Source organism: Shewanella gaetbuli, from assembly GCF_023284065.1.
GTDB classification, from domain to species: Bacteria; Pseudomonadota; Gammaproteobacteria; order Enterobacterales; family Shewanellaceae; genus Shewanella; species Shewanella gaetbuli.
This window is the reverse complement of sequence record NZ_JAKIKP010000012.1, coordinates 22,551-35,348: the sequence shown is the minus strand read 5'-3', so window position 1 is coordinate 35,348 and position 12,798 is coordinate 22,551. Positions and strand designations below refer to the sequence as shown.

At 39.0% G+C, this 12,798-nt stretch carries 10 protein-coding genes and 1 pseudogene; 9 read left to right on the top strand and 2 right to left on the bottom strand.

Annotation, left to right across the window (positions count from 1 at the left end; translation table 11 throughout):
* Nucleotides 1-2 precede the first annotated feature (2 nt).
* The 4 genes from L2672_RS14130 (at nt 3) to L2672_RS14115 (ending at nt 5,311) form a co-directional block, all read left to right on the top strand.
* Nucleotides 3-1,370: an FUSC family protein gene (locus L2672_RS14130; protein ID WP_248996486.1), complete on the top strand. Its 1,368-nt coding sequence runs from the start codon at nt 3-5 to the stop codon at nt 1,368-1,370.
* A 1-nt stretch (nt 1,371) separates the two neighbouring features.
* Entirely contained in the window at nt 1,372-1,998 is a 627-nt protein-coding gene (locus tag L2672_RS14125; RefSeq protein ID WP_248996485.1) for a MarC family protein, read from the top strand.
* Nucleotides 1,999-2,410: 412 nt separating this feature from the next.
* Entirely contained in the window at nt 2,411-3,877 is a 1,467-nt protein-coding gene (locus L2672_RS14120; protein WP_248996484.1) for an amidohydrolase, read from the top strand.
* Nucleotides 3,878-3,985: 108 nt separating this feature from the next.
* A complete protein-coding gene (locus tag L2672_RS14115; protein WP_248996483.1) occupies nt 3,986-5,311 on the top strand; it encodes an amidohydrolase in 1,326 nt (441 codons plus the stop codon).
* Between the two features lie 242 nt (nt 5,312-5,553).
* Here L2672_RS14115 and L2672_RS14110 read toward each other — a convergent pair whose 3' ends face one another.
* Nucleotides 5,554-6,456, bottom strand: a complete 903-nt coding sequence (locus L2672_RS14110; RefSeq protein ID WP_248996482.1) for a LysR family transcriptional regulator — start codon at nt 6,454-6,456, stop codon at nt 5,554-5,556.
* A 224-nt stretch (nt 6,457-6,680) separates the two neighbouring features.
* Complete coding sequence (locus L2672_RS14105; RefSeq protein ID WP_248996481.1) at nt 6,681-7,322, bottom strand: trimeric intracellular cation channel family protein; 642 nt, start codon at nt 7,320-7,322, stop codon at nt 6,681-6,683.
* A gap of 278 nt (nt 7,323-7,600) precedes the next feature.
* On the opposite strand from L2672_RS14105, the pseudogene L2672_RS14100 reads away from it, so the two are divergent.
* The 5 genes and pseudogenes from L2672_RS14100 to L2672_RS14075 all read left to right on the top strand — a co-directional run.
* Nucleotides 7,601-7,888: pseudogene (locus L2672_RS14100) on the top strand (glutamine--fructose-6-phosphate transaminase (isomerizing)); the annotation flags it as partial.
* A gap of 401 nt (nt 7,889-8,289) precedes the next feature.
* Complete coding sequence (locus tag L2672_RS14095) at nt 8,290-8,694, top strand: hypothetical protein (protein WP_248996480.1); 405 nt, start codon at nt 8,290-8,292, stop codon at nt 8,692-8,694.
* 380 nt (nt 8,695-9,074) lie between these two features.
* Entirely contained in the window at nt 9,075-9,344 is a 270-nt protein-coding gene (locus tag L2672_RS14085) for a type II toxin-antitoxin system TacA family antitoxin (protein WP_248996479.1), read from the top strand.
* A complete protein-coding gene (locus L2672_RS14080) occupies nt 9,341-9,871 on the top strand; it encodes a GNAT family N-acetyltransferase (protein WP_248996478.1) in 531 nt (176 codons plus the stop codon). The genes L2672_RS14085 and L2672_RS14080 overlap by 4 nt, the downstream gene beginning before the upstream one ends.
* Before the next feature lie 729 nt (nt 9,872-10,600).
* Nucleotides 10,601-12,745, top strand: coding sequence for a bifunctional 2',3'-cyclic-nucleotide 2'-phosphodiesterase/3'-nucleotidase (locus tag L2672_RS14075; RefSeq protein ID WP_248996477.1), 2,145 nt, complete (start codon nt 10,601-10,603; stop codon nt 12,743-12,745).
* Nucleotides 12,746-12,798 lie beyond the last annotated feature (53 nt).

Sequence of the window (12,798 nt, the reverse complement as noted above, 5' to 3'; positions counted from 1 at the left end):
CTATGCTTAATTCATCTATGAAAGAAGCGATAAAGTTCGGTCTTGCACTGATTTTAACAATGCTTATCTCAATGTGGTTGGGTTGGGCAAAAACCTCATGGTCTATGTTAACAGTAATGGTATTGGCTACTACTGATACGTATGGATATTCGGCACTAAAAGGACGCAATAGGCTATACGGAACAGCCATAGGCTCTGCTGTCGCTTTTATCTTAATCGCATTATTTTCACAAGATAGAGTGTTATTTATTGCATCGCTTGGCATGTTTTTATGGTTCTGTGTTTACATGAGCTCCCATAAAAAACGAGGCTATATGTACAATATAGCGATTACCGTGTGCCTTATTATATCTAGTGCTCTAGCGACCGATAGCGCGACTGTTTTTAATACTGCAATTTTGCGTATGCAAGACACATTTTTGGGAATTATCTGTTTCTCATTAGTGTACCGATTGGTATGGCCTAAAAAGACTGAGTCAGCCTATATGTCAACCGCCAGCGGTATGCAGTCGACTTTAGTGAAGGTGAAAGGGATTGTTGAAAAATGTCAGCCTATGTCAGCAGATGATATTGCATCTATCAATGACGATATAAATAGCCTTAAGCAAGATGTTAACAAACTAAATGAGTTGCTAACTTTGCCTTATGGCGACAGTGTTTTATTTCGTTCTTACCGGAATAATGTGGAATTACAGGCAAAATTACTCAATGAGGCCGTGTCTGTTAGCGAGCAGGCCGTTATAAACCTAGATAACCAGAACAAACATAAACTTATTTCAAAACTCAATGAATTACTGTCTGATATTGAAAATGTATCTTTTACATCACATACCACTGAGTCAAAAGGTTTTTTTACAGGTCATGTTTATGATGCAGAGTCTTATTCTATACCCAAAGATAAGCGGATAAATTTTGCCAATATTGCCTTAAGCGTTTTAGTCACCGCGTTTGCTATGTGGATATATATGCCTATTCCAGGTGGAGCATTGTTTCCAACACTTGCTGCCGTTTTAGCGGCAAATGTTATGACCATTCCGGGTAAGGCGGTGAAACATATCATGCTGGTATATGTTGTTATTGCGCTTATTTTGCTACTGCAATTTGTCTTTATAATGCCTAAGTTGACTGAAGCATGGCAATTGTTCTTATTGTACTTTACTAATGCAGTAGTTATTTGGCGAGGGTGTGACGTGTTAAACCTTAGTCCTCTTAAAGCGCTTGCTGGCAATATACTTGTTAACATTCCTGGAGGCGCGACTGAGTTAACTCCAAGTTATAATATTCTGGGGCCGCTTACCATGATAGTGCTTCTGATGTTAGCGTTGATGATTATTGAATTTTACAGTCGATTATTTACAGCGAGAACTTAATATGACCAGCATAATTATCACTCAGTTTGTTGTGCTTTGGGCTGTTATTGATCCAATTGGCTCTTTACCAGTCTATCTTTCACAAACTCAGCATTTAGATGCTAAACAGAAAAGGTTGGTAGCATTTAAAGCGGTAACAATCGCTGCCAGCGTGTTGCTTTTCTTTCTTATAGCAGGCCAATTTTTACTCGAGGCTATGGAGATTCCTTTACCTGCTTTTCAAGCAGGAGGAGGGTTAGTGTTACTTTTGTTTGCATTAACAATGATTTTTGGCGAAGGAAAGCCAGAAGTAGAAACTAAAATTTGCCAAGCCATGAGTAAATCGCAACTGTCAGATCTTGCGGTATATCCGCTAGCCATACCTTCAATTGCTTCTCCTGGGGCGATGATGGCAATTGTGATGCTAACGGATAATCATCGCTATTCTGTATATGCTCAAAGCTTAACGGCTGGGATCATGGTTACAATTCTATTGATCACGCTCCTTTTACTATTGATTGCGACAAAGTTGCACAAACTATTGGGTACCGCAGGCGTATCCATTATAAGTCGAGTAATGGGGTTGATTTTATCTGCTGTTGCCGTAAATCACCTTTTGTTAGGTGTGAAAAATTTCTACATTACATAGCAGGTTTGTGATTTTTTTAGTGACTTATTTTTATTAAAAAAACCGCCGAGAATATCCATATTCACCCAAACCATAAACGTTCTAATATCCTCTGCTTGAATGCATTATGATTTGGGTTTAACTATCCTGAAATTAGCTTTATATCCGTAATATTTATCACTTCTGTCGAATTTGACAATTTTTTCTATAATCAGCGCGTTAATTTTTCAAAGCTTTGTTTTATATTGCCTTTTGTTTTTAATTAGGCTGGTTTTTCTCGCAAAAATGCCAATTTTATTGCTTTTTTTTGTTTGTTTAAGGGGGTGAGTAGGGTTTTATCCTACACTGCGCTTTTATTGAATTTTGGCATTTGACTTATAGTTTCCTCATCGAAAAGACATTCACTTTTCATTAATTATAGAGGCTTAATCAAATGACAGACTACACAAAAATTGACCAAGAAGTACAAGGCTTATCTAGCGAAATTTGGAACATGGCAAGAAACGTATGGGAATTTGCTGAACTGAGTTATGAAGAGTTTAAAAGCTCTGCTTTAGAAAGTGCAGTGCTTGCTAAACACGGGTTTGAAATTACTGAACGCGCCGTAGCAGGGTTAGACACTTCTTGGATAGCAACTTGGGGAACTGGCCACCCAGTTGTTGGTTATCTTGTGGAGTTTGATGCGCTTCCTGGTTTAGGTAATGATACGGTTCCACGTAAAGCTCCTGCACAAAGTGGTAATACTAATGGCCATGGTTGTGGACATAACTTAATTGGTTCTTCGTCTGTTGGTGCGGCAATAGCATTAAAACAGCACATGGAAAAAGAGGGGATTAAAGGCACCATTAAAGTTATTGGTTGCCCTGCTGAAGAAGCGTTAAACGGCAAAAACTATATGGCTGCAGCTGGCGTGTTTGATGATCTTGATGTGTGCTTACACAATCACCCTGCAATGGTTAATTCAGCTTTGAACTTTCATGCCGCAGCATCAATAGACTTATTGATTGAATGGCACGGAGTAACTTCTCATGCGGGGACATCGCCTTGGGAAGGTCGAAGTGCTTTACACGCCGCAGAAATATTCTTGATGTCAGCCAATATGATGCGAGAGCAGATGGAACCAACAAGCCGATTACATTATCAGATTCTGAATGGGGGAGATGCAGTTAATGTTATCCCTGATTACGCAAAAATATTAGTACGTTATCGCGGAAAAAGTGCTGAAAACGTGCGTCAATATAAATCTTGGCTTGAGGATATGGCTAAAGGAGCCTCTCTTTCAACTCAAACAACAGAAACGGTTACCAATTTAGGTGGTATTTATGACTTGTTGCCAAATGATGTATTTGCAGAGGCGATTACAGAACATATGCACCGCTACCTGCCTATTGACTGGACAAATGAAGAGCAAGACTTTGCTAAAGCGATTCAACGTGAAATGGGTAAACCAGAAGATGGTTTAGCCACCTCGGTAATGAGTGTACCAAAAGGTGTTGAGGTGGGTGGATCTTCTGATGTAGGAGATGTGAGTTGGAAAGTCCCTACTATGGGCGTGATGTTTGCTGCTTGGCCTATTCACATTCCACCACATCAGTGGGGATGTACAGCTTGTAATGGTATGAGTATTGGACAACGTGCCGGTTTACAGGCTGCCCATGTAATGGCTGCTCAAGGGCTTGAGTTAATGACTAATCAAACATTGTTGGAGCAAGTCAAAGAAGAGTTTGAGCATAACAAACATGGCCAAGAATATGTTTCATTAAATGACACGCTTGAAAATCCACGTGGACGTTTAAGTGAAGAAAAGCTTGCAAACTATGATTGCTGTCTTCACTCGGCACTTGAGCACTTTGGTTTAGGAGAAGATTACGCCAAGTGTAATCATCACCATCACGCTTAATGATTAGAGAAAATTAAGGTGTGAGCGACTTAAAGGCTCACTCCTTTTTAATTTATTCGTGCGGTAAAAAATGCCTAAAGCACATAAGTACATTCAAAAGGAATATCGATGAAAAAATTAACCATTTCCGCTTTAATTGGCGCAGCATTAACGATAATGAGTCCAATGAGCGTTGCTGACAGTTGGATTGCTCAAGGAGTCACACAAGATTCAAACAGGTTGACTGAGATTTTTGAGCATTTCCATGCTAATCCAGAAGTCGGCTTTATGGAATTTAACTCAGCCAGAGTTATCGCAGAAGAATTAACATCACTGGGTTTTGAAGTGCATGAAGGTATAGCGCATACCGGAGTCGCAGGGATATTAAGGAATGGTGATGGCCCTACTGTGATGTTTCGTGCCGATATGGATGCGCTGCCAATTAAAGAAGAAACAGACTTACCCTATAAGGCGACAAACACCACTAAAAATAGATTAGGACAAGATATTTACGCTATGCATGCATGTGGTCACGACACACATATGACATGGTTATTGGGTGTTGCCAAGCAGCTTACACAAAACAAAGATAAATGGAGTGGTACCGTTATTCTTATTGGTCAACCAGCAGAGGAGTTGATCATGGGAGCTGACGCTATGGTGAAAGATGGTCTTTATGACAAAGTACCTGTGCCTGATATTTTAATAGCGGGTCATGTTCACCCTGTTCTACCAGCAGGTACAGTTGCTATAAGTGATGGTCGTCGTATGGCTGGTACTGACCAAATTGACATAACTATTCAAGGTGTTGGTGGGCATGGCTCTACACCTCATGTAACAAAAGATCCTGTCGTTATGGCCGCTCAATCTGTTATGGGTTATCAAACGGTAATATCGCGTATGGTTGATCAAGCTCAACCAGCAGTATTGACTATAGGGGCCATCATTGCCGGAAATGAAAATAATATTATTCCAGACTCAGCAACCCTTAAAGCCAACTTACGATGGTTCCGAATGGAAGATAGGGAACGTATGATTAAAGGCATTAAGTCGGTCACAGATAATGTCGCCAGAATGTATGGCGTCAGTGAAGATAACATGCCAACGTATGAAATGAAGGGGTTTTCTACCCCAGTAATTAACCCCACTCATGAAGCTCAAATAGCTCGCGAAGCAATGAGCAAACATCTTGGAAAAGACAATGTATTAAATGGTTTCCCAGCAACAATGGGATCGGAAGATTTTCATATGTTGACACATGGTTACCCAGAAGTGCCTGTAGTCTTTTTAGAAGTAGGGGCCGCTACGCAGCAAACCTGGGATGCATTGATTAACGAAGGTAAACAACCTAAATATATGAATCACAACCCTAATTTTGTCGTAGAACAGGGTGCTATTCCTACTGGAACTATTGCAGCTACAGCTATTGTTCAGGAGTTTTTAAACAAAAAATAAACTAAAATAAAAGCCCGTATTGCATCGTCATGGAATACGGGCTTTTGCTATTTTTAATTCCTACTACAGGCTTTACCACGTTTATCTCAAGCCAAGTATGTGAGTTATTATTTATAAATATGTAACTTACCAAGCAGTCAATCAATATCAGGTTTTTGTAAACATAATACGTATGACCTTGTGTTTAAGGCGATCGTGTATCGCGAGTTAATACTTTGTTTAGGTAATACAAACCAATGATATTATTTCCTTTTAATCAGAGAAATATAACGATTAACCCCCATTACCACAGACTTTTTAATTTCAAGTATGGGTTTTGACTCAATACACCAAAGCCCCACGGGGAGGGTAATACCATCTCTAATTTGGTCACACTTAAGCTCAGTTAGATGCTCGGCAATATAGCCTTTAGTTTCAAGGTTTGTTGGCATCAAAAGCCAGCCAAAACCTCTCTGAGTGAACTTTATCGCTAGGGCGAGTTGGTCTATAAGATCATAGTTTGCTGAAAGTATTACCTTATTTCCTAAGCCTTCATCTACCAGAGATTTTAAAACAAATTGTCTGGAATTTTTTAAGGCGGTAAAAACATCTTTTTCGTTAACATGAGCAAGGTCACTATGTTTAGATGCATAGGGAGAAAAAGGCATATTACCCAGTAATTGATAATCAATATTACTCATAGCGTTGGCTGAGTTAATGTTAACAATACCAAACTGCAGTTGTTCGCTTTTTAGTCCCTCACGAATTTCTTCTTGAGTACGAACAAGAAAGTTAACACGCATATTGGGATAATCTTCTAAAAGTTGTTCTCGAATAATAGAAAGGGCCAAGTGAGGTAAAAAACTGCTATAAGCAATATTAATGCACTCTAGTTCACCAAAAGAAAGGCTAAGTGCAACTCGGTCAAAGGCTTTTGATTGCTCTAGGGCTTGCTTGGCGTATCGATAAAGTAGGTGTGCGTTTTCAGTAGGCTCAACATTACGGGGGTTTCTTTCAAATAATGTTACAGCCACTTGATCTTCTAAATTGGCAATAACTTGCCCAACAGTTGTTCTATGCTTATCAAGTTTGAGCGCTGCCTTACTAAATGAGCGTTCTTCATAAACACTCACATAGGCTGCAAGCTGTTCTAGGCTAAAATTCATAACGTCGAGTCCATAACATATCGATTTTATCTACTAAGCTAGCACATAATTTATCGAAAAACTAAACAAGTAATAGTGGTTATGGTGGCTTTAATTGGCGGAATTTTGTTTGAACTTTTTAAGGTAATTCAAGCTTCCATGCTCAAATAACACACTTTGTTTGTGTCTGAATTATATGAAGTTCATTCTGAAACAAGTCGGTTTATAAATGGTTGTGTTAGTTACTATTTGCCGCGATTAATAATGGCCCAGTTGGGGACAATTACCTGTTTTTGGATTGATAAATGACGCATGAAGACAATCAATCCTGCAGAAAATAACGCACCTGAACTGGAGTATTGTGGAGCAAAACTTAATACTAAGCTGTAGCTTAAACAGCCTAAAGCCACTGGAATGGCATACAATTCTTTTGTCAGTAATAGTGAAGGACGTTGTAATAACACATCACGAACAATCCCACCACCAACAGCTGTGATAGTGCCGAGGATCACAGGTGCAACGGGCAAACCGAATCCCAATGACCAGGCTTTATCTGTTCCCTGTACAGCAAACATAGCAATCGCTAGCGCATCTATATAGAGGTAGAGCTTATTGATCTTTTTTAACTGAATGAGGGGAAAGAAAAAAAAGCCAGCTATGCTAGCAACCACTGCAATTACGATATAAGAAATATCCATAGACCAAAATACCGGACTATCTAATATACAGTCACGAATGGTTCCACCGCCAACCGCAGTAATTGTACCGAGCACGATAACCGTAAAAATATCGACTTTTTTGTCTAATGCAGCTAATACAGCAGAAAGTGCAAAAGCCGCAGTACCAAGAACGGTAATCACTTTGATAATTAATTCACCATGCAACACGGTCAGTACTCCAAAATAGTGGGTTGAAATATTAGTGTTGATAAGCTTCCATATTAGGTAATCGCGTTATAACGCATCGCCACTCAATATAGATTTTTTGACTTATCTTACGGGTCTTTTAAGAGCATTTAATCTCTCGCTCAGACATTAAACCTAACAATAGCGCGAATGTTTTGATAAACCATCTCGGCAGTGTATGACATAACCCACTATTATATTAGGTTACATTTTTGCTCCAACAACGAATATCTCTGAGGCAACTGAAGAAACTTTAGGTGTTGCCTATTATTGTTGTTGCCCCTAACAATGAACGGTTAGAAAAGCTTTAGTCAAAACTAGGAAAAGTTCCCGCACGTGGCGGCTTAATATATGTTTTTGCAGACAAAGATGCTGAGTTTGAATCAGACGACACCATAAAGGTCATTCCAGTACCACACTGTGATGAATTTATGGCGCCGTTAATCTACACCATCCCATTACAACTATTGTCATATCACGTTGCCTTAATTAAAGGCTCTGACGTTGACCAGCCACGTAACCTAGCAAAATCAGTTACGGTTGAATAAAGCGTAATGCTGAAAAAATGATTTTTGTGTGCGAATAGAATAAAGTTTGATACTAAAAAGGCAGCGTTCTCCAATTGGTACGCTGCTTTTTTTAAACACTTCTGCCCAATGTTTGCTAGCACTCGTTTGTTAGCTTGGAAGTTTGCGAATGAGTTGCCTTACAAAATGTCATCTATCAGCTCCAACTTATAGTGCTTAGGCAAAATAGTACAAATCTGGGTAGGTATAAAGACATATCTCAAACCGCATGTTTTTAAGGTTTTGAAAGCAATATCCGTACGCGATATTCCCATGAACAGAATTTAAAGTCATTTAAGATCAATTTGGTACATTAGGTAACAGGTTTGAAAAACGCGCATGCGCACTAATAAAATGTTATATGAATTTGACAAGGAGGTTGTATGTTAACCGAAAATAGAGTTATAGATTTAGTATGTACCCAACTGGAATTGGATGGTCTTACTATTTCCCAGAAATTAGATACTACTCAAACAGGGATAGATATTGTTGCTGTATCGGAAACTGGTAAGAAGTATTTTGTCGAAGCAAAAGGTGCTACTTCTTCAAAGGAGTCGACTAAGCGATACGGAAAAGAGTTTAACAAGTCGCAGGTTAAAACGCACATTGGTATGGCTTTAGTTGCTGCATTTAAGGTAAGGGAAGGTAACCCGGACCATGAATCAGTTATAGCTTTACCTAATAATCTTCCACACAAAGAACTAATTGAAAGTATGGCAACTCCTATAAGAGCCTCTGGTATCAAAGTTTGGCTAGTTGATGAAGAGCGAGTCGAAAAATTCATATAACAAACTGTTCAAGAGGGATTCGCAATGTGTGGCATTTTTACTATGCGTTGGTTTCAGTGTTTAAGGTGGTATGCGGCAACTCCGGTATTGCGTTTATCCCGCCTTAACAGGGCGTTACACCATAGACATTTTTATCTGAAATTCACTTAATAAAGCCTACATCCTAACAAGCTTTTGTCCAAAAATGAGCTTCAATCTTTATTGTCACATTTGCTCTTTGGTCGCCGCAATAGTAACGAGTTTCGGTATTTTTGTCGTAGTGTTACATCGAAATCATTATACCTTTTAGTATCCGTAATTTTTCCGTACAAATTGAACGTGTTTAATATTTAAACTATAATGTCTGGCGTTACGGAATATGTCCGTACATTGGAGGAGTTATGACAACAGCACGTTTAGATATCCGTCTTGATGAAGAGGTAAAAGCGAAAGCTGAAAAGGCGTCGGCATTACTTGGTATGAAAAGTTTAACTGAATATGTCGTTAGGCTTATGGACGAAGATGCAACACAAGTAATTGAAGAGCACGCAAGTATCGTGGTTCAAGATAATGTTTTTGATACATTTATGGCTGCTTGTGACAAAGCTAAAGCGCCAAACCAAGCTTTGCTGGAAGCTGTAAAATTCACAGATAAGAGCGGTATTAAGTGAGTTGGGGCAAAGAGTTCGTACAACTAAGTAAATCATATCACGACCGCAACTCATTTGACTGTGGTGAGCAAGCGCTAAATACATTTATCAAAACTCAAGCCGCAAAGCATATGGAAGCTGGTATTAGTCGAACTATGGTTCTTCCTAGTGCTCAGCCATTGCTTAATAAGAAGTTTGCAATATGTGCATTTTACAGCGTTGCCCCTAGCTCAATCTGTCGAGAAACCTTACCTGCGCAACTAGCAAACAAACTTCCTCGATACCCCATTCCAGTGTTTTTGTTAGCTCAATTAGCTGTGCATAAAGAATTTCACGGCTCAGGTTTAGGGAAAGTCAGTTTAATTCGTGCACTGAAGTACCTTTGGCTGGTTAATCACCATATGAGGGCATATGCTGTTGTTGTAGACTGTGTTACTGACTCAGTACAGGCATTCTATACAAAATTTGGCTTTGAAGTATTGTGTGAACATAATGGACGCGTTCGCATGTTTCTACCCATGAAAACGGTAGAAACACTTTTTAACTAATGAGTTAATAGATCTACAAAGGGGAAAGCAACAATAGCCACCACAGATTATTATTTGCGAATATTGCTCAATAAGTTCACATTGAATTTCGCTTAAACATGAGCCGGGAAAACGAATAGCAAATAAAACAAATAGTAGCCAAGTCATCAAACCCCAACAAATGTTGTTTGCTGGTGGTGGCAATGTTGCGGGCGCGTGTGTTTTAAGTTAAATGCGATGAGTGTTTGCTTGTTGGGTTTAAAATATTTATTGGAAAATTTTTTTATTAAAACATCGCCTACTTATCACTTAAACTTCATCATTTTGTAATAAAACTCAATAATATACCTCGTTTACTCTAGCATTAACTTATTGGTTTCAGAATTCGAAAAATATCACAGGCTAATTTGTTCTGAGTTAAGTGCATGATTCCTTACGTGACATTAACAAAGTTTTATGTTGGCTGTTTTTATTGCCGTAAAGCCAAACAAATTGTTGTTTTGAAAGAAAATTACAGCTAAAAAAATGATTCTCCCATATTAAAAACTGTTTGTTTTTAATAAAAGATAATTCGTATTAAGCTTTTGTTAAACAACACTATTCAGCCTTTACTTGCCCCAATGTTTTATTTAGTTTACGCCCGAATCTAAAGAGGGATTAGTGCCCTTTTTCTTATTTTTTTGTGCTTTAAGTTGAGTTGATAAGCGACTTGGCTTGGCTCGAACAATAAATTATTTCTTCGGAGTAAATATGAAGTTAAACGCAACAAAGCTTTTATTGGCAAGCAGTATTGCCATGGTATTAAGTGGTTGTAATAGTTCATCAGACGACAAGCCTGAAAACAATACCCTCAGCATGCAATTACGTTTGATGGAAACCACTGACATTCACACCAATGTCATGCCATATAACTACTTTGTATCAGCTCAAGAAAATGAAACTAATCTACCTGAGTGGGGCTTAGCGCGTACCTCTTTAGTGATTCAAGATACCCGTAAAGAAGTCGCCAACAGCATGTTGTTTGATAACGGTGACTTAATTCAAGGTAGTCCAATGGGCGACTATATGGCGGCACTTGGGGTTGACCATTTAAAAGAAGAAAAACACCCAGTTTATAAAGCCATGAACCACCTTGAGTACGATGCAGCTAACTTAGGTAACCATGAGTTTAACTATGGCTTAGATTATTTAAATGAGTCATTAAAAGGTTCAAACTTCCCTTATGTTAGTGCCAACGTATGGAAAGCAGACGACTCGCTTGAAAAAGTCAGCAACGATGCTGAAGAGTGTGAAGTTCGCATTACTGAAGACTTTTACGATAAAGCTGAACATATGTATGACCCATATGTGATTTTAGACCGTGAATTTACCGCAGAAGACGGTAAGTCTTACACGGTTAAAGTGGGCGTTATTGGCTTTACCCCGCCACAAATTATGGGTTGGGATGCTTCACACCTAGTGTGTAATGTTGTGGTTTCTGACATTAAGAAAACGGCTGAGCACTATGTGCCTATTATGAAAGCTGAAGGTGCAGATGTCATCGTAGCGATTCCTCATACAGGCTTAAATGACAATAATGACGAGTTTGCTGAAAATGCAGCATTACATTTAGGTTACGTAGACGATGTCGACGCGATTATGTTTGGTCATGATCACCGTGAATTCCCAAATAGCACTAATGAATATGGTGAAATTGAAGGTGTTGACCCTGCAGCGGGCACCATTAATGGTATTCCTGCTGTAATGCCAGGGTTCTGGGGTGCTAAATTAGGTGTTATTGACCTAAAGCTTAAATCAACTGATGGCGGTGAAACTTGGGTTGCAGACCACACAGAGTCTACCACTGAGTTACGTAGCTTATTTGAAGGTCAATCTGATGCAGTAGTAGAAGACTTAGTGGTTGATGAGCACAATGGTACGGTTGATTACATGGCTGAAACCATTGCTGAAATTGACGTCAACATGAACAGCTTCTTCCCACAAGTGGTACCAGATTTATCCATTCAAGTGGTTAACGAAGCGCAATTACACCAGTTATTAAAGTGGCAGCAAGAAGGTGAGTTTGAAGACGCATCTGACAACGCCTTGTTCTTATCGGTTTCTGCTCCGTTTAAGTCTGGTCGTAACGGCCCTGCGGATTACACCAACATTCAAGAAGGTGAATTAACTAACGCTTCTATTGCTGATATTTACGTGTTTGATAACAACACTCCAGCAGTATTAAAGATGACCGGTGCTGACATGAAGCGTTGGATTGAGTGGGTTAACTCAAATGCTTATAACAGCCTACCATTAGCAGAAGGCGAAACTTTCTTAGTTGAAACTTTCCCAGGTTATAACTTTGATGCGTTCTTCGGTGGTTTTAATGCTGAAGGAGAAGGCCGTTTACGCTATACCATTAATGTGGAAAAAGAATCAAAATTCACAAACATTAATGGCAGCAATTATGTTGAAACTGAAAACGAGCAATTAGTTGAGCTAACGTTTGATGGTGAAGAAATTGCTGATGACGCTGAAATTTATGTCATTACCAATAATTACCGTGCATCAAACAAAGATATGCCAGGTGTTGATAAAGCTGAAATTGTTAAAGAAGAAGCGGCATTTGTTAACCGTGACTTAGTACAATTCTACTTAGCTGACCGTTTAGCTGAGCAAGATGGCGATACTAAACTGGTATTTCCTAATGCCAAAGTGTTTGAGTTAATAGCGCCAAACACCAACAGTGTTGAATTTGCCTCTGCAACTTTAGAAGAAGCTTCGCGTTGTGCGTCAAATGAAATTACGGGTCTGTCGACTAATAATGAATTAGGTGACAAAGCGGGTACATCTGGTTTCACACTGTATCAGTTTAATTTCGATTACAGTGGCGAGTTTAACTGCCAAGCGAAATAGTCTTATTGTTCATTAACCAATGAATAAATAAGTAAACATAAAAACGGCTTTCA